This window comes from Anaerocolumna aminovalerica (assembly GCF_900115365.1).
GTDB classification, from domain to species: Bacteria; Bacillota; Clostridia; order Lachnospirales; family Lachnospiraceae; genus Anaerocolumna; species Anaerocolumna aminovalerica.
In genome coordinates this window covers 1-19,871 of the sequence record NZ_FOWD01000056.1, presented here as the reverse complement: position 1 = coordinate 19,871, position 19,871 = coordinate 1, and the positions used below count along the sequence as shown (strand labels likewise).

The following is a 19,871-nucleotide window of genomic DNA, read 5'->3' as shown; positions in this document are numbered from 1 at the left end:
AATTTTGCTACCTTACCCTGTCGGCCGGATTACGCAAAATTTATAATATACACCCTGTTATCCTAATTTAGTTTATGAGAGTCATTACGAAAGCTTAATGAGCACTTTCTGATTTTAGCTATGTTGTGAAGCAAAGCTGTTATTACCAAATTTATTATATAAACTAGTACGAAGTTATAGCTATAAATAAAAATGTACGTACTTCTTTTTATAAAAGCTTTATTTTGGGTTCACTATGTGAGCCTTCTTTTTATGTCTACAGCACGATTTTGGCTTAATTTTCTTTTTTTCATACTAATTTTTACTAGTAATTAATTTATAGAAAATCACTTAATATAGCCTTTAATAAAGCAAATTAAGCATACATTTTACTTATATATCTTGCTAGTTATAAAAAATTCAGTAAAAACAGCTTTGCCTCACTACGTAATTGAACTCAAAAGTGTTAATTGGGCCTTCGTAATGACTCTTAATAAAGTAAATTAGATAACGTGGTGTATAGAATAAATTTTGCGTCATCCGGCCGAGAAGGCTGATTATGGCCGACTAGAGACTCAGTGACAAGTATCGCCCTCTTGCGATACTTGTCATGCGCTTTGAGGCTCTACCAAGGCCATGCCCCACGAGGGTAAGGTAGCAAAATTTATTCTATACACCACGTTATCTTACAAAATATAAATTGAGTCATATGAAGGCCCAATTAACACTTTTTGAGTTTTTCACATAACTTCAGGGCAAAGCGTACGTGCATTAGTAAGCTAAATTTTTATTTAGAAAGAAAAAGATTTATATAAATATTTTTTTTGTGTCCCATACATATGATATATTATAGTGATATATAGGCGGGATATAAATGTTAGATTTAAAAAAGTACAGAAAATATTGTAAAAATATTTTGCTTGTTATTATTTTCGGTTTATTAACCATTTCTATTACAAAAGATCTTATGCGTATCTATGCTACTTCTTCCACCTCCACCCAAGAAAATATTTTTGTTCCAATTATGATGTATCATCAGGTAAAAAACAATGGTTTGGGTAAAGATGTTATTAGTCCAAAAGAATTTGAAAGTGACTTAATATTTTTATCTGAGAATAATTATAACATTATAACAATGACGGAATTGATTGCTTATGTATATGACGGCAAAGAATTACCGGAAAATCCTATTATATTGTCTTTTGATGATGGGTATTTAAGCACATATTTAAATGTGTTTCCCCTACTAAAGAAATATAATATGAAAATAGTGTTATCCATTATAGGGAAAAGTACGGATGATTTTACAAGAGTAAAAGATGAAAATATTAACTATTCCCATATGACGTGGGATCAAATTCTTGAGATGGTAGAATCCGGATTGGTTGAAATTCAGAATCATTCCTACAATCTACATAGTAATAAAAATGGACGTTATGGCTGTTGCAAAAAGAAGGATGAATGTTTTGAGGATTATGAAGAATTTCTTAAAGAAGATATTATGAAATTACAAAGCAAAGTTCAAACTGTCATTAATGAACCACCCAGTACATTTACATATCCATTTGGAAGATATAATAATGATACGGAAACCATTGTTAAAAAAATGGGTTTTAAAGCTACTCTTTCTGTTACTTATGGTATAAATGTAATAAAAAGGGGAGATCCTGAATCTTTATATGAATTAAAAAGGATCTGCCGTTCTCATAACCAGAGTTTAAGCAAACTGATAAAAGAAGGTATGAAGACAATTAAAAATATTCCAGGTAGTAATGATTATAATATAAACTAAAGATATCTTATTCTATAATAGAAACATATAAAATTTTTTGCTTATCTATCATAAAGCCCATAAATAGAGGTTTTTCCTTTACTTATGGGCTTTCTTTTTTATTCTTAGGATTGGGAAGAGAATTCTTTCTTGAAGTCAAATCCTTTAAATAAGTTAATTCCTAATATTGCATTAAATCCTATGGCGGAAAATACACTAAATCTTTCTGGAATACCAAAAAACTTCTGCGGAACCATATTGGTTCCAATTGCACCGGCAAGCATAAATAATAGAGAAATACCAGCCCATAAAGATAAAGAAAAGTATTTCTTATCACAATACCCACCAATTACAATAAGGACTAGAGAAAGGATTGATAGTAAAACAATAAGCACTGTCACTACATAAATGTGAATAATATCCTGAAATGTTCCTGCATTCCCACTGGATGAGAGAGGAAACATTGCATAACCTACATAAGATACCCAATTCATACCAGCAAATAAATATATTCCTATTCGTAATAGTTTATTTAGTTTCCCTTGAATGTAAACACAGACCAACATAATGGATACAATTCCACATACTCCATAAAGACTGGAAAGCTGGTTCCATAACATTCTGGAAGGAGCGTCATAGGCACTTAAATCACTAACAGCCTGGGCTGCCCAATTATAATTGGGATAAGCTAAAGGTGCAAATATGACAGCCAGGGTATAAGATAATAAGCTGATAATTCCCAGCAGTCCTAACCAATTTATCAATTGCCTTTTCATTTAGCACCTCCTGCTTTGTAGATTTTATTAAATTGTTTTATATGCTGTTGTAACATTTGCAGTGCTTCTTGTTCCCTTTTTGGTTGACAGTCACACAATGTCAACAAGAGGTTAATAGGCCCATAAAATTGTAGAGCCATAACGTTGGGGTTTTCATTTATAAAGATTCCCGCATTAACTAACATACTGAATAGTATTCCCTGATAAGATAATGGGCCCTCTATATACTGCTTTGTGAAAATTGCGGCTAAATCAGTATTGTGATGTTGTTCAATCATAAGCATTTTACGAAATTGGCAGACATAATCGTCATGTAAAAAATATAAGAATAAATTTTTCCCAAGTTGTATTAGTTGTTCTTCTGATATTTTTTCAAACAAGGCTAGATCAAGCACCGCATCTACACCGTTCATTTCCATAGAAGATACTTGTTTATCATATTGTTGTTGCATTTCCATTAATATAGCATCAAAAATTGCCTGTTTATTTTTATAATGTTTGTAGAGGGAAGGAGCTTTAATTCCCACAGCGTCAGCAATTTGTCCTACACTTACTGCGTTATATCCTTTTTCTGAAAATAGATGTAATGCCTCAGTTATTATCCTTTTTTTTGTTGACATTTGCTTCATAATTACCCCCTTTGGCTAATAGTTATTAGCTAAATTATAAGCTAATGATCATTAGCTGTCAAGTAAGTAGAAATGTCCATGTTTCAATAGTACATAAGATATTCATATTTTGAATTATCTTATTATATTATATAATTTTTCTATTCCCTTCTTAATATCTTCTTCCGGCATATTAGCATAGCCCAATAGAATAGTGGGCGGCAAGGGATTATGGGTTGTGTTTTCGGTTGCTGCATCTGGAATATAATGTTCATTTAAACCATATAGTTTAATGCTGTTTATTGCAGCCAAATCCATGATTTCTTTTTCTGTTAGTTTGGAATTAAATTTTATGACTAAATGTAAGCCTGCGTTTTCGCCCTCTATACAAATCTCATCTCCAAATATTTTTAAGCTTTGTATTAATAGATCATGTTTATTCTTATATATCTTACGGATTTTATTAAGATGACGTTCAAAGTAACCCCCTTCTATAAAACTTTTCATAATATTTTGATCTACTCTTGATACTGTAGAGGAGTAGAAGTTAAAATTCCTTTTGTAAACTTCCAATAGTTTTTCAGGCAGCACCATGTAACCTATACGAATTGCAGGGGCAATGGCTCTTGAAAAAGTTCCTAAATAGATTACTTTGCTGGAAGAATCCATTCCCTGTAAGGAGGGAATGGGCTTTCCTTTGTAGCGGAATTCACTGTCATGGTCATCTTCAATGATATAACGGTTTGGGGAAGAATTGGCCCATTGTAATAATTCCAATCTCCTTTTTATAGGCATTACGATTCCTAATGGATATTGGTGAGACGGTGTAACGTATACAATATTGGAATCTGTTTTTGCTAAATGCTCCATAGATATTCCGGAAGAGTCCAAAGATATGGGGGTTACTTTATAATGCATGGTTTTAAATATTTTATAAGCCTGCATATAAGTAGGATTCTCCATAGCTATATTTCCGAAAAAACCATTGTAATAATTATTAATACCATATTCTCCATTGTTATGTACTGTCTCATCTGTTACAGAAGAATTTTCATTCATAGTTTTATTGGATGAAGAATATTGCAGTATTTGGGCAAGAAGCTGTAAGAGATAATCTGCACCGGCACCAACAATAATCTGCTCAGTGGTACAATTTACGCCCCTTGAGTCATGAAGGTATCTGCCAATGGCTGCTCTTAGACCTTCGTCACCCTGATTATTACCTAACAGGAATATATCATTATTATTATCATTCATAAAGGTATTGGATAATTTTCTCCAAATATTATAAGGAAAGCTATTGATGTCGATAGCATAGGGAGAAAAGTCATATCCATAAGCAGGTTCTTTCTTTGACTTAACAGGAACCACAGTTGTTTTTTTTACTGTAATATTGGTTAGCTCCGATACCATGGATACATAATAGCCGCTTTTAGGAATGGATTCTATATATCCTTCAGATAAAAGCTGAGAGTAAGCCATATCAATGGTATTTCTGCTAACCTGCATATGTATTGCCAAGCTTCTTGTGGAAGGTAATTTTGATTTTGGGGGCAGTAGTCCGGACTTAATTTCATTTTTTATGTACTCATATATTTGTTCATACATAGGAAAAGAGGAACTGGAATCAATATTAATAGTAAACATATTTTACTCCTTATTCTGGTGTGGTTGCCGAAATGAATTTTGCTTTATTTGGCGGGGCCAAAATTAATATAAACATATCATTGTTTTGCAATAATTTCAAGATAATCTAAATTATTTTTCACTTGAATTAGATAACATAGTATGAGATAATAATCAAAAATTGTAAAGGGGTTTCTTGAAAGGTACGGAGTTATGATTGATGTTATTAATGTAACAAAGAAATATGGAAAGTTTATTGCAAATGATAATTTAAGTTTCAAGGTACTTCCCGGGGAAATTTCTGTTTTATTAGGCCCAAATGGGGCAGGTAAATCAACTATTATTAAAAGCATAGCCGGTCTGCTAAGATTTAAAGGAAATATTTTGATATGCGGACATAAAAATAAATCCTTGGAAGCTAAGAGGCTGCTGGGATACATTCCTGAAATACCGGTACTTTATGATATGCTAACCATATGGGAGCACATGGAATTTATTGCAAGGGCCTATTCCCTAAGGAATTGGGAGCCCAAAGCCAATGAATTATTTGAAAGGCTTGAATTAGAAGATAAGAAAAATAAATTAGGCAATGAATTATCGAAAGGTATGCAGCAGAAAGTGAGTATTTGCTGTGGGTTGCTTCCTAATCCAAGAGTTTTATTATTTGATGAGCCCTTGGTAGGTTTAGATCCACATGCTATAAAGGAATTAAAGTTAATGTTGCAGGAATATAAGAAGGATGGTGCTTCCATTTTACTTAGTACCCATATGCTGGATAGTGTTTCGGAATTCTGGGATAGTACTAATATTATGATGGATGGTAAGTTCATGGCAGCAAGAACACGTAAAGAAGTTCTTGGTACAGGTGAAGACCTGGAGAAGTTATTCTTTGACATTACAGAAGGCAAAAAAGATATAAAGAGGAGGCAAAAAAATGAAAGGACTTAGTTACCTTTTAATTACTTCTTTTAAAAATCGTTTATTGTCTTTAAAAAGAAAACCAGCATTAGTTGTTTTGTATGGAATTATATTTATTAGTATTATTCTTATGGTCATCGCTTTTCATGCTGATACTAATTCAATAAATACCGCCTCTTATAAAGATATAAGAATACTCTATGGAATAATAGCATTGATAGGTATGCTATATATCGTAATTTTTTCATCAACTGGTCTATCCACAGGGTCAACTTTATTCACCATGGCTGATGTAGGATTGTTATTTGTTTCTCCCATATCCTCCAGAAAAATATTATTATATGGCTTATTAAAACAGATGGCTGCCACTATTTTTAGTGCACTTTTTATATTATATCAGATATTTAATCTAAGGAAAAATTTCGGACTTGATTCCAAAGGCATTGTGTACTTATTTATTATTTACGCTATAACGCTATTTTTCTGTCAGTTACTATCCATTGCTATCTATATTTATAGCAATGGCAATCCGGTCAGAAAGAACATTGTACGGATTATATATTATGGAGTCATAGTAATGATTGTTATTAGCATATTTGTATTGCAAAGATTACATGGTGGCTCACTTATAGAGAATGGACTTATATTAGTCGATAATAGATTGTTTCAATCTGTTCCGGTTATTGGCTGGGGAGTTATGTTCTTTCGTGCCGGAATAGAAGGAGATATATTAAGCCTTACGGTTTCCTTATCATTATATATCCTAAGCAGTATGGTAATCATTTCTTTATTTACATCAGGAAATGCAGATTATTATGAAGATGTAATTTATTCTACAGAAATTACCTACCGTAGATTACAAGATGTTAAGGAAGGTAAGAAAACTTTTGCAAAGAATGTAAAAGTAAAGGATAAGGTAACAGGAATTAAGAAAGGTTTTGGCAGTAATGCAATTTTTTACAAGCATTTATTGGAGGGGAAACGAGAGAGCAGATTTCTTTTTATTGACTCCTATACAATTATTGCATCTATTGGAGCAGGTATTGCCGGTAAATATATTCCTTCCGTAGCAGCAGGATATATTATTTTAGCCATGTTAATATATATTCAATTCTTTTTAACTATGGCAGGAAAACTGCCTATGGAATTAAAAAGGCCCTATATCTATATGATACCGCAAAGATCATTGCATAAAGTAGTTTCAGCGTCCTTAACAACTATTATAAAAAGTTTCGTAGATGGAATCCTGTTTTTTACCATAGTTTGTGTAGTAACGAAAACCTCTCCATTATTAAATATGTTTTTAGCGTTGGCTTATGCTTGTTCCGGCCTGTTCTTTGTTAGTTTTCAACTATTAGCCCAGCGTTTACTTGGTGGACAACCTAATAAAATAATAACATTGACTGTTGGCCTGGGATTATTCTTTATATTGCTATCACCGGGTATAGGTTTTAGTATTTTTGCTGTCTCAGTGTTACCTGCTGCTTTGACCTTCTTAGGTACTTTACCATTTACATTTTCAAGCATTATTATTTCGGTATTTATATTTGTACTTTGTGGTGATTTATTGGATAAAGCAGAGTATACAACTGGTTCAAACTAATTTAATCTAAAAGGATGTTATTTATATAAAAAAGATGCTTAGAAACAAAACTACCTGTCATTCATAAGGAGACAAAAGACAATGGAATTATATGAAAAATTAATAAAAGGAGAAGAAAAACTTGCTGTAGTGGGTCTTGGTTATGTTGGAATGCCCATTGCAGTGGCTTTTTCAAGCAAAGTACCAACAATTGGATTTGATGTTAATAAACAAAAGATTCAACAATATTTAAATGGTAAAGATCCAACACAGGAAGTGGGGGATCTTGCCATTAAAAATTGTACTGTAGACTTTACATGGAAAGAAGAGAAATTAAAAGAAGCAAAATTTATTGTTGTAGCAGTGCCAACTCCCATACATATTGATAAGACTCCTGATCTGTCTCCTGTAACCGAAGCATGCGAATTAATTGGCCGCAATCTGACCAAGGGTTCTATTGTTGTATTCGAATCCACCGTATATCCTGGTGTTACAGAAGATATATGCATTCCTATATTAGAACAACAATCCGGTTTAAAATCCATCAGAGATTTTAAAGTTGGTTATTCTCCTGAACGGATTAATCCTGGGGATCAGGTTAATAAATTAAGTAATATCGTAAAAATAGTTTCCGGAATTGATTTTGAGACAAGGGAAATCATTGCCAAAGTATACGAATTAATTATTGAAGCAGGGGTACATAGAGTAGATTGTATAAAAACTGCGGAAGCAGCAAAATTATCGGAAAATGCTCAACGGGACATTAATATAGCTTTTATGAATGAATTAGCAATGGTTTTTGAAAAAATGGACATTAATACGAAAGAAGTAATTGATGCCATGGATACTAAGTGGAATGCACTCGGTTTTACACCGGGATTAGTTGGCGGCCATTGTATTGGTGTAGACCCCTATTATTTTATTTATCAGGCTGAAAGGCTGGGATATCACTCTCAGATTATATTATCAGGAAGAAAGATAAACGATGATATGGGTGCATTTATTGCTGATATAGCCATAAAAAAGATGATTAAAGCCAATAAGTTGGTCAATCAGGCCAAAGTCTATATTATGGGTATTACCTTTAAAGAAAATTGTCCGGATATTCGTAACTCCAAGGTGATTGATATTATTAATCGTTTAAAAGAATTTGATATCAGCGTTACCATTGTAGATCCCAGAGCAGATAAAGACGAAGTAATGAAAAATTATCAGGTTGATATGGTTCAAATGTCAGAGGTAAAAGACGGGGATTGTATAATTTTTGCCGTTGCCCATGATGAATTTATGAACTTAACTACTGACCAGATAGATGGTATGTTTCGTAATGTTCCAGTGGAAGAAAAAGTAATTATAGATATTAAAAGTATTTTTTACAAAAAAGAATTGGATTCTTTTGGATTCTCCTATTGGAGTCTTTAATAAGAAAAAGAGGAGCTAAATATCGTGAAAAAAAGATATATGGAGATCGTTATTGTATTATTGGTGCTAGTCAGTATAATAACAGCAATACTGTTTGTTGTATTTCGGAACCGGAATAACAAAGCCACCATGACTAATACTTTATTGTATGATGCTTCCGATGCCGTAGAGCTTGCCAAGAAGCGGTTATCAAAAGATAAAGATCAGGCAAAAGTAATAACCGATATAAAAACAACAGAGAAGATAGTTGCCTTAACTTTTCAAGGTTTGTCAGATAAAGAGACAAACAAGAAGATACTGGAACTAATGAACAGGCATGAAAGAAAAGGTACCTTTTTTGTGCCAGGAATTTTGGCAGCAGAAGATGATGAGACCATAGCTGCTATGTATAAGAATGGACATAAGATCGGAAGCAACACTTTAAAAGGCTCTAAACATCTGGAAAATTACAGTCAGGAAGAATTAGTAAAAGATTTCGCCTTAGCGAATAATATTATTGAAACATGGACAAAAACCACACCTAATATTTTGCTATGCAATTCTACAGATTATACCTCTGAAATCTTGCAGGCAGCCTTTGCCAGTGGAAACGAAAAAGTAGTAAAAAGTACACATTTTCTAAATTATCAAAGCTTTAAAAACTATGAACAGGTATTGGAATACATAACAGGAATAGAGAATGGTGCTATTATAACTATAAAAATGAATGGAGTGCTGGATGAGACAGAATATAATCCGGAAAAAGTGACGGCCAAACCTGATCATGTCAGTGGAGTAGTTAATAGTAATAGTGAAGAATATCTAAAAGAAGAAGAAAGACTGCTTATAATTATCGAATGGCTTTTAAAAGCATTAGATGAAACAAGGTATAAAAGCGTATTTGTTGAAGATTTAGACCTGTACTATGATACTGATTTTGACAGATCATTTGAGAAGTCAAGAATAGGAAATCAAGGTAAACCTGCAAAAGTATATAAAAGAATATCCACAGATATTAATGGCATTGCCTTTACCTTCCGGGGAATAGAAAATGAAAATATATTAAATGAAATCCTGAAATTTTTAGAAGAAAATAAACTGAATGCAACCTTTTTTGTAACAGCAGATGAGATAATTAATTATCCGGATCGGATTCAAAAAATATTGGACAAGAACCAAACCATAGGTAATGGAGGAATGACAGGAAAGGATCTGACCTCCATGGATTTTGATGGGATATGCTTAGAAATCTATAAGACCCATATGATTCTAAAAGAACAATTTAATATAGATACAAACTTATTTATGCCTGTATATGGAAAATACAATGATAACGTATTAGAAGGGGCATCTTCCTTGGGATATAATGTTGTTACATATAGTAAAAATCCCGTTACCAATGAAATAGCCTCTTTGGAAGAAATTATGGGCTATTATAATAATGGATTCAGAAAGGGAGACATTATATATTTCAATCTAAACTTCCACAGTGAAATTGTAGATGTAATTAAACAAACCTATTCTTTAATTGGAGAAAAAACATATAAAGTATGCAGTGTACCTACTTTGCTTACTTATGAAACAGATACTGAGATTCTGCTGGCAAAAGATAATAAAGGTTCTAGTAATCCCAAGAATACAACAGGTAAAACTACAACAGGTAAAATGACAACAGATAAAACTACGATAGATAAAACTACAAAGGGAAATGATAATAATTCCAAAGATCCTTCCGATGGCAAGATGGAAGCTATTACCCGAAAACATTTTGAAAAATTACGTAAAAATAATAAAGGTAAAAAAGCAAAAGAAATTAAAACTATATATACAACAGAGCAGGCACTTAGTTACACTTTTTATGGCATAAATAATACGGAAGTATTAGAAGATGTTTTGGAGAAATTAAGTCTTTTAAATGCAAAAGCTACTTTCTTTGTAACTGAAAAAGACGTAAAGAATAATCCGTCTGAGATAAAAAAGATAGCAAAATTAGGCCATGAGATAGGTATTTGCCTTAATATGTCTGATGGAACAGATTTTTATTCCATATGCCAAAGTATTGATAGGATACAAAAAGAAGTTGAAAAATTGTGCAGGCAAAAACCGAATCTTGTAAGATATGCCTATGATGTAGAGCTGACTGATGAAATGCTTGAGGCAATTTCAAGTTCAGGATGTATGGTGACCTGGCAGGATTTAACGTTAGCCACCTCTAAATTAGGAAAAGATGCAACACTTGAGGACGTTCTGGAATTTGGATTTAATGCAGGTAATATATCGGCCCGTAGAGGTTATATAATATATTTTAGAATGGATTATTATTCGAATCCTTTATTAATCGGTAATTTAATGTTAAATATAGCGAAAGAAAGAATTGATACCATTGCTTATCATGACAATATTGCAGGGAATGGTTCCTCTTATTCTATTAAATCATTAGGCAGTTTATTAAGCAGTGATAAGGTTTATTCCTATCCTGTAAGCAGCAAAGATATTTTGGCATCTGTAAAAGATGCTATATTCCCGGGGCATCTGGAAGCATTAGAAACTACACAAAATTTTGAGTACATTAGGGGACGGTATATAGGGAATCCTAACGTAAACTCTCAAACCACTTTGCCCGGGTTTAATGATGACGAATTGGAACAATTAAATCAAATAGGAAGGTTTACAGAGGATAAAGTGTTATTTTTAACTTTTGACGACTGGGGATCTGATAAAACAATTAACCAAATACTTTATGTACTAAATAAGTATGATATAAAGGCAACTTTTTTTGTTCGAACAAATTATGTACAATATAATCCAAATCTGTTACGTGCAATTGCTGAAGCCGGTCATGCCATTGGAAGTCATACCGATGGTCACCTTCCTTTTGCTATTACCACAACTGTAGAAACAGAAGATGATACCAGTGCCATCTATACTTCACCTTCAGAGGCTGAAATAAAAGAGAGAAAAGAAGATTTAACGGTTTCATATCAAAAATTGCAAAGTATTGTTGGAGATATACAAGTAAATGGAATACCTGCTTTAACCAAAATATTCAGACCTCCAACATTGGCAATGAGTAGAGAAGGTATGGAGGCAATATTTGATATGGGATTTCAGTTTATTGTAAGCGGAGATTTTAGTACTCACGATTATGAGGAGACTAATGCAGATTCTTTAGCTAAAACGCTTATAAATGGTATTAACTTAAATGACGGTACTATTAGAACTTTACATAATGGTAGTGTTCTGGTTCTGCACATGTCTGACGATAGCATAGTACCTACCATGAAAGAAGATGTTACAGCGAAGGCACTGGATATCGCTATTCCTCAATTAATAGAGCAGGGATACCGTTTTGCAAGATTAAATGATTACCTTTCTGAAAGCAGTATGGGAATAAATCCCTTAGAACAAAGTATCGAAAATGAAATTATGGAGTAACAGATTCAGGTAATAGAATGATATTAAACATAGGGTAAGGGGAATACTTTTCCATGAATATTAAAAAAATATCAAGTGGTAATAATAAGATAAAAAAAGAATATAAAGATATCCTTTTACAAACGAAAAGTGACAGGCGAATACTTGCAAATGTACCGGATAAAACAAAATTAAGAAGTAACAAAGATAGACGTGGCAGTCAAACCATAGATAATTTTTCCGGTAACATTAACGACTACATATTAAGCAAACAGATAGGGATGCGTTATAAAGTACAATATAATGTAGAAGTTACCTGTTCAAGTTCAAAAGGGGGTAAAAAGACCAGCTTTGTCAGTTCAGGAATTGACATATCTATGTCAGGTATATTGCTTCGGATATCGAAAGAACATATGCTGCTTATGAAAGAAGCAGACAGGATTTTATTAAAGTTTGAAATCACTCCGGGAACCATGCCGGAAGGACTGGAGATGAAAGTAAGAATAAATGCGGACATGGCAAGAACAGAGCAAGTTTCGGAATCAGAATATCTATGTGGTATGGCTTTTGTAAAGCCTTTATCCGTTTATGCTTCTAAAAAAAGAGGCAGATATATGTTAATGATTTCTACTTTTTTACTCCTGTTTATAACTTCTTTTATTGTTCTTATGCGGGCAGAAAGTGTTATATACTTTAAATTTAATAAATGGTTGTATTTATATAGTATTATTGCAGCATGTTTTTTACTAAGCAGATACCTTTTTGGTTTCTTATACAGGGAAGTGCCCATTGATGTAGACTTTACACCGGGAGTTTCTATATTAATTCCTTGTTTTAATGAAGAAGAATGGATACAAAGAACCATAATAAGCTGTATAAATCAGGACTATCCAATTGATAAGCTTGAAGTTATTGTAATTGATGATTGTTCCAATGATAAATCAGTAGAAAAGATAGAAGAAACCATCCAAAAATTATACGATTCCGGGGATCAGTATGATGTAAAAAAGCGATTGAAATATATCGTGCAAAAAGGAAATAAAGGTAAAAGAGAGGCCCTTGCAGCAGGTGCATTAGAAGCAAAACATGAACTGGTGGTTTTTGTAGATTCTGACAGCTTTTTAGATCCCTTTGCAATTCGAAATCTGGTACAACCCTTTAAGGACCCCAAGATGGGCGGTGTTTCAGGAAGAACCGATGTGGCTAATACCTATACTAATGCTTTGACAAAAATGCAATCAGTCCGGTATTACATTGCCTTTCGTATTATGAAAGCAGCAGAAGCCTATTTTGACGCGGTAACCTGTTTATCCGGACCCTTAGCATGTTATAAAAAAGAAATTATACTAAAAAATCGTGAGGCGTGGTTAAATCAAAGCTTTTTAGGACAGAAGGCTACCTTTGGTGATGACAGGGCAATGACCAACTTTGTACTTAAGAATTACCGAACCAGTTATCAGGATTCGGCAGTATGTTCTACCATTGTACCCAAGAAGTATTCCGTGTTTTTAAAACAGCAAATGAGATGGAAACGTTCCTGGCTCCGGGAATCATTAATTGCAGGAAAATTTATGTGGAAGAAGGAACCCTTTGCGTCTCTAAGCTTTTATATGGGGTTAGTAGTACCAATTGCAGCGCCTATTGTTGTTTTATATAATTTGGTATATGTTCCTGTTACATATGGCATATTTCCCAAAGCCTTTTTGGTGGGTATATTATTAATGTCACTTCTGATGAGTACAGCCCAGATGTTTTTAAGAAGAAGTACAACTTGGATATTTGGTATGCTATTTTGCTTCTATTATGAAGCTGTGTTATTATGGCAAATGCCAATTGCATGGGTAACTTTTTGGAAATCTACCTGGGGTACCCGCATGACACCTAGTGATTTAAAAGAACTGAAGAAGAAAGAAAAGAAACTTTTGGAAAAAAGAGCAAAGGAATTAAAAAAGGCAAAGAAGTATAAAAGGGAGGATTCCCATGAAATATTCACCGACGAATAAAGAAAGAAAAAAGGTTGTAAGAACAATTATAGAAGCCGTAATTTTATTGGTGATTTTTATTTTTGTAGCTAGAGCCTTGTTTGTTTTTAAGGAATATACACCCTATGAAAAGGATGAAAAATCTATAGTAAACGGAGAAGATAAAGGTTTTGTTGCAATATCCTATCTGGCTGTTGCCAGAGAAGGTACCGATACTATGATAAGTACAGACCGTCTTAAAGAGCACCTTGATGCCTTGTATAAAAACGGCTATGTAACAATAACACAGGAAGATATTAATAACTATTATAAGAAAGGGATTCCTCTTCCTGAAAAATCACTTTTTTTAATGTTTGAAGACGGCAGAAGAGACACGGCTATATTTTCCCAAAAAATCATGGAGAAATACAATTTTATTGGTACCATGTTAAGCTATGGGGATAAATTTATACATACGGATACAAAGTTTTTGCAGCCAAAAGATCTATTAGAGCTAAAGAAAAGTACTTTTTGGGAATTAGGTACTAATGGATATCGGTTGTCCTATATTAATGTATTTGATCGTTACGACAATTATTTAGGAGAGCTTAGTTCTTTGGAATATTCTTCTGTCAGAAAATATCTGGAACGTAATTACAATCAATATTTGATGGATTTTATCAGAGATGAGAATTTAATACCCAAGGAAACTTATTCTCAGATGGTATCCAGAATTCGCGGGGATTATCAACTGATGAAGGAAATATACACCAAAGAAATGGGGGAAGTTCCCGGAGTTTATGTTTTGATGCATTCTAATACAGGAAGTTATGCTAATAATGAAAAAGTAAGTGCTGTCAATGAAATGTGTATGAAAGAGCTATTTACAATGAACTTTAATAGAGAAGGTTCATCTTTCAATAATCGGGAGAATGATATATTCGACTTGACTAGAATGCAGCCACAGTCTTATTGGTATCCTAACCATCTGTTAATGCGAATTGCAGATGATGGGAAAGCAGCTATTGAATTTGTTGAAGGAGATTTAAATCGAAAAAAGAATTGGGATATTTTAAATGGGGTAGCAGAATTTCGAGATTCTGTTATTGCCTTAACTTCTGAATCAGAAGGAAATGGTCTAATGAGGCTTAAGGAGAGTAAAGATTATCAGAATTACAAGCTATCAGTAACTCTAACAGGTAATAAACTTGGTACTCAAACCATTTATCTACGTGCAGATGAAGAAAGAAAAGAATATGTGGCTGTAAAGATTCAGAATAATAATCTGTATATAGAAGAAAATGGAACATCCTTATATAAGCTTGATTTAAATGAACATGATGGACTGGTTATGCAGTCCATTGAAGAAAATCAAAAAGAGGCAGGAGAAGCTGAATACGAGTTATATTCAAAACAAAAGGGCCGTTTTGGAAATGCTACCAATATGAACGAGCAAACGAAGGAAGCCATAATAAAGGAAGCCAGAACCATAGAAGAGGGAGCAGAAGAATACATTCCTCCTATACAGATAAGTGATCCTGGTAATCGGGAAGTTGAAATTACATTACAAGACAATAATTTATCTGTAATTATTGACAAAAGGAAAGCAGTAGAAAACTTAACTTTATCAGGCAGAACCAAAGGTTATATCTACTTGGAATCTGCCTGGGGAGAATACGGTTATAGTCAAAGAAATATAGCAGATGATGTTTATGATGGTGTATTTGAGAACCTTGTTATTCGTAATATAGAAGATAACAGTATTTTATTTGATAACCAATTACATGGATTAGATAAAGCAATATTTAATATAAATACAACGTGGAATCATATTATCAATTGGTTTATCAATTCTCTGTAAATGGTGACTATTCAGTTACAGGCTCTAACCAGCCGATGCACACAAAATATGTAAAATACCCATGTTTTGGCGCCCCCAACTTGAAATTCCGGCGTTTTTCAGGTAACTGAATAGTTGCGTAATAATAATAAATGATATAACTGAGATAAGAGAAGGGCAGTATTGCAGGCAAGATTGCGGAATACATTGGTGATAATATGAAAAAGATTGTACTTAATCTGTGTTTTTTATTAATATGCATAGTAATTGCAGGCTGCAGCAACAAAGGTGATACTAAAAGGGACAAGGAAGGGACCCGAAAGGAGTATCAGGATACTGTTGATGAAAAGAAAGAACCATTTAGGGAAGAAAATTTTAGCGTATGGACAACCTACTGGGATGTGGAAAACATAGATAATGAAATAGGAAGTTTACAGGAACATATTGATAATATATGCTATTTCGCAGCTTACTTTAATGAAGATCAACAACCGTTTATCCCAGAGAAGGTAACAAAAACCTTTGCAAGAATGAATACCGACTTCAAATCCTTTACTTTTAAAAGTTATCTTACTTTTGTCAATGATTTATTATTAGAAGATGGTTCCTCCTCTCTTAAGGACACGGGGCTTTTATATACACTGTTATCTTCAGAAGAAGCAAGAAGCAACCACATAGATGAAATTCTGCAAATGACGATACAGGGTGGATTTGATGGTATTGAGATTGATTATGAGGGAATGAAGAAAGATATTGCTCTTTGGAAACTCTATATACAATTTATTAGTGAACTCTATCAAACTGCATCGGCAAAAAATGTTTTAGTGAGAATTGTTTTAGAACCCGGTGTACCTGTTGAAGAACAACTAGATTTTCCTGATGGGCCGGATTATGTAATCATGTGCTACAATCTATTTGGCTATGGAACAGAGCCAGGTCCGAAGGCAAATAAAGAATTTCTGCTGAAAATGATTAATAAGATGGAAGGGTTCCCCGGTAAAGTAAATTTTGCAGTAGCTACAGGAGGATTTGACTTTGCTAAAGACGGAAAAGTTGTTCAGGTCACCGAAAAGGAAGCTGTCAAATTAGTTAAGGAGTATAGTAGAACACCTGAAAGGGATGAAGAAAGTAAAAGTCTGGTATTTTCTTATATGGATAACAGTGGAATGTCTCATGAAGTGTGGTTTGCAGATAAAGAAACCATTCAGTATTGGTTTGATGTAATTAAAGAATCCGGAGATTATGAGTTATCTATATGGAGAATAGGCGGTAATATATTTGAATAATTAAAAAGGGCTGTTACAAAATGAATGTTTCGTCAGGTATGGATTAAAAACCATCTATACCGGTATCACATTTCATTTTGTAACAGCCCCTTATTATGAAAAGTTATGTTGGTAATAAGGATGAAGATAATAGTCTATAAATGCTAATAAGGGCTTACAATTACTGGTTGTATTTGTTTCCCTTCTAATGCTTGTTCTATGGTATCTTTTAATAAATTGGTATGAGCGACCAAAGAATTGGGTTTATCTTTAGGACTATCCTGGCCAAAAGGTACAAAATATATATTTTTTGCATTTAGAACCAAACCGATATTTTTTAGATTCATGCTTAAACCATCGTTTGTAGATATGGAGATCACCAGAGGCTTTCCATTTCTAAGATGGGCTTTTGCCGCCATGAGTACAGGTGTGTCTGTAATACCGTTTGCTAATTTGGCTAATGTATTGCCGGTACATGGTACAATAGCTAATACATCAAGGTATTTTTTAGGTCCAATTGGTTCGGCATCCTCGATGGTAGTAATAGGGTCATTCCCGGTCATGTAGTGCATCTTATTTAAAAAATCAGCTGCATTTCCAAAGCGGCTGTTAATTACTTGAGAATTGTTAGAAAAGATAGGATAGATATTGGCATTCTCATCAATTAGGTTTTCTACTTCTTTAAAGACTTTGTCGAAGGTACAAAAGGAACCGGTCAATGCGATTCCGATATTCTTTCCATACAAAGACATAGATTTCACTTCTTTCTAATATTCGACAATATATGATTATTAAGAGCTAAGGCAGAGGATTCAGGAGCGTATTTGCCTGGAAGGCCAAGGCATAATTTGGCGTTCCTGTGAATCTCTTTTGCATAGTTAAAGTCAATACCGCCTGGAGCTGAGGCAATATCAATGATAACTACATTTTGTCTGGTTTTTTCGAGAAGTTCTTTAGAAAGTACTAATGCAGGTATTGTATTAAATATATAATCATATTCTTCTATTTTTTCTTCTAACTGGGAAAGGTTCACAGTATTATAAGAAGCGGCATAGGCAGCAGAGAGTGCCATTGGAGATCTGGCAGCAACAGTAACACTGCTGCATAAACCTTTTAATTTCTCTGCCAAGGTGCGGGCGCATCTTCCAAATCCTAATATAAGGCAGGAGCTGTCATGAAGATTGATGGTGCTATTTAGAATAGCTTCCGCAATAGTACCTTCCGCGGTTGCTATAGTATTGTATAGTGTAATTTCTTCCTGTTTCATAAGGTCCTGATAACAGATGTTTAATATATCACAATGATTTTTTAAATCCCCAGGTAAAACACCGCCAAATAATTTATGTTTAGCAGTAAGAAGGTTACATAGGTTTCCTATAGTTAAATCGGATTGTGGGTGAATGGACACAATATGCATTCCATCCTTAGATACAGGGATAGGAGTTATAATAATTTGACTGGTATTCATGGCTTCAGCAAAAGATGGAGATCTTTTGCATCTGGAATCTAATAACGGATCATCCAGACCATATGCTATAACAGAGTAATTTTGGTTCAATAAATCATTTGCCATATAAATCTGCCGCATATCTCCGCCGATGAATGCAAAATCAAAATAAGATAAATTCATGTAAAAGCCTCCTATTTATAATGGTTAATCTTCCTTTAAGTTTAATAACGGTTATTCAAAAAATATATCTTTACATATTAACCGTGATTCCGTTGCTTTAGCACCATTTGATTATGATTGAAATTAGTATAGGTGATTATAATATATGGAATATTAAAGAAAAAGTGCTATTATTACTGTCCAAATCTATATTTTAAAAACTTATTATTTACAATTGGAATAATCTATGTTATTATGTAAAGCGTATAAAATACAGCCAATACTCAGTACAAGGACACTCCGACCTTAATCTTAGTGTTAGGCGTTTAAAATTTTAGGAGGAATCATCATGATTAGTAAAGAAAAGAAACAAGAAATTATCGCAGCTTATGGTAGAACACCTGAGGATACAGGTTCACCAGAAGTTCAAATCGCACTTTTAACTGCAAGAATTACAGAACTAACAGAACATTTAAAAGTGAATCAGAAAGATCACCATTCAAGAAGAGGTCTTCTAAAAATGGTTGGTCAAAGAAGAGGATTACTTGAATATTTGAAGAAGACAGATATTGAAGGATATCGTTCATTAATTGAACGTTTAGGATTAAGAAAATAGTTCATGTAAACTTAAGATTACTTATGTAAGGGACTGTTACAAGACTGTCATTCTGAGCCGCCTAGAGGAAGAATTTCATTATGAATATGAGATTCTTCTGAAGATTCAGTTTCGCTGAATTTATACTCTCAGAATGGCAGTTTATTGTTTGGGCTCTTTGTCAAGTTTTGGGGTGGGTTCCCTTGGAACCCACTTTACAACTGGTATTAGAGCCTTTTTGATATTCTACTTATAATTATCTGTTTTTGGGTACACGAAATAAACCTCCGTGTCAGTCTCTTTAAAATTATCTAGTACAATGTAAAATTCTGGTTCGGAACCTTCTGAAATTTTTGATTCCAAAAGAGTTACGTTTAAGCACCTTTATTTTGTTATTAAATCCTTCTGTTGGTCCATTTGTGAGCCCATATTTAAACGCATTCAATATCTCTTTTGACCAATTTCGATATGTAGATGCACATTTCTCAAATTCGGTAATACCCGATGATTCGGCTGTTTTTATCCA

15 protein-coding genes are annotated in these 19,871 nt (G+C 33.5%); 9 read left to right on the top strand and 6 right to left on the bottom strand.

The annotated features are described in order from the left end of the window. Positions 1-853 precede the first annotated feature (853 nt). Positions 854-1,771: a polysaccharide deacetylase family protein gene (locus BM183_RS19230; protein ID WP_091689036.1), complete on the top strand. Its 918-nt coding sequence runs from the start codon at positions 854-856 to the stop codon at positions 1,769-1,771. Between the two features lie 104 nt (positions 1,772-1,875). Here BM183_RS19230 and BM183_RS19225 read toward each other — a convergent pair whose 3' ends face one another. The 3 genes from BM183_RS19225 to pdxR form a co-directional block, all read right to left on the bottom strand. After that, positions 1,876-2,526, bottom strand: a complete 651-nt coding sequence (locus BM183_RS19225; protein WP_091689034.1) for a DUF998 domain-containing protein — start codon at positions 2,524-2,526, stop codon at positions 1,876-1,878. Beyond that, entirely contained in the window at positions 2,523-3,155 is a 633-nt protein-coding gene (locus tag BM183_RS19220) for a TetR/AcrR family transcriptional regulator (RefSeq protein ID WP_091689032.1), read from the bottom strand. Before BM183_RS19220 ends, BM183_RS19225 begins: the two co-directional genes overlap by 4 nt. A gap of 114 nt (positions 3,156-3,269) precedes the next feature. Beyond that, positions 3,270-4,781 carry a MocR-like pyridoxine biosynthesis transcription factor PdxR gene (gene pdxR / locus BM183_RS19215; RefSeq protein ID WP_091689030.1) on the bottom strand — a complete coding sequence of 504 codons (1,512 nt, stop codon included), beginning with the start codon at positions 4,779-4,781 and terminating at the stop codon, positions 3,270-3,272. A gap of 192 nt (positions 4,782-4,973) precedes the next feature. Between pdxR and BM183_RS19210 the strand changes: the two genes are divergently transcribed. The 7 genes from BM183_RS19210 to BM183_RS19180 all read left to right on the top strand — a co-directional run bounded on the left by BM183_RS19210 (position 4,974) and on the right by BM183_RS19180 (position 17,162). Next, positions 4,974-5,708 carry an ABC transporter ATP-binding protein gene (locus BM183_RS19210; RefSeq protein WP_091689028.1) on the top strand — a complete coding sequence of 245 codons (735 nt, stop codon included), beginning with the start codon at positions 4,974-4,976 and terminating at the stop codon, positions 5,706-5,708. Further along, on the top strand, positions 5,695-7,281 hold the full coding sequence (locus BM183_RS19205) for a putative ABC exporter domain-containing protein (RefSeq protein ID WP_091689026.1): 1,587 nt from the start codon (positions 5,695-5,697) through the stop codon (positions 7,279-7,281). The genes BM183_RS19210 and BM183_RS19205 overlap by 14 nt, the downstream gene beginning before the upstream one ends. Positions 7,282-7,362: 81 nt before the next feature. Continuing rightward, positions 7,363-8,682 carry a nucleotide sugar dehydrogenase gene (locus tag BM183_RS19200; protein WP_091689024.1) on the top strand — a complete coding sequence of 440 codons (1,320 nt, stop codon included), beginning with the start codon at positions 7,363-7,365 and terminating at the stop codon, positions 8,680-8,682. Between the two features lie 24 nt (positions 8,683-8,706). Continuing rightward, positions 8,707-12,096, top strand: coding sequence for a polysaccharide deacetylase family protein (locus tag BM183_RS19195; RefSeq protein ID WP_091689022.1), 3,390 nt, complete (start codon positions 8,707-8,709; stop codon positions 12,094-12,096). A 53-nt stretch (positions 12,097-12,149) separates the two neighbouring features. After that, positions 12,150-14,078: a glycosyltransferase family 2 protein gene (locus BM183_RS19190; RefSeq protein ID WP_091689020.1), complete on the top strand. Its 1,929-nt coding sequence runs from the start codon at positions 12,150-12,152 to the stop codon at positions 14,076-14,078. Beyond that, positions 14,056-15,897 carry a polysaccharide deacetylase family protein gene (locus BM183_RS19185; protein WP_091689019.1) on the top strand — a complete coding sequence of 614 codons (1,842 nt, stop codon included), beginning with the start codon at positions 14,056-14,058 and terminating at the stop codon, positions 15,895-15,897. Before BM183_RS19190 ends, BM183_RS19185 begins: the two co-directional genes overlap by 23 nt. A gap of 197 nt (positions 15,898-16,094) precedes the next feature. After that, entirely contained in the window at positions 16,095-17,162 is a 1,068-nt protein-coding gene (locus tag BM183_RS19180) for a glycosyl hydrolase family 18 protein (RefSeq protein ID WP_091689017.1), read from the top strand. Positions 17,163-17,305: 143 nt separating this feature from the next. Here the strand turns inward: BM183_RS19180 and BM183_RS19175 are convergent, their stop codons facing one another. Beyond that, on the bottom strand, positions 17,306-17,893 hold the full coding sequence (locus BM183_RS19175) for a dipicolinate synthase subunit B (protein WP_091689015.1): 588 nt from the start codon (positions 17,891-17,893) through the stop codon (positions 17,306-17,308). A gap of 5 nt (positions 17,894-17,898) precedes the next feature. Next, a complete protein-coding gene (gene dpsA, locus BM183_RS19170) occupies positions 17,899-18,771 on the bottom strand; it encodes a dipicolinate synthase subunit DpsA (RefSeq protein WP_091689013.1) in 873 nt (290 codons plus the stop codon). A 328-nt stretch (positions 18,772-19,099) separates the two neighbouring features. Between dpsA and rpsO the strand changes: the two genes are divergently transcribed. Continuing rightward, complete coding sequence (gene rpsO / locus BM183_RS19165) at positions 19,100-19,366, top strand: 30S ribosomal protein S15 (protein WP_091689011.1); 267 nt, start codon at positions 19,100-19,102, stop codon at positions 19,364-19,366. A gap of 286 nt (positions 19,367-19,652) precedes the next feature. On the opposite strand, the gene BM183_RS19160 is transcribed toward rpsO, so the two are convergent. Next, on the bottom strand, positions 19,653-19,871 hold a 219-nt coding region (locus BM183_RS19160), incomplete at its 5' end, for a transposase (protein WP_139221480.1).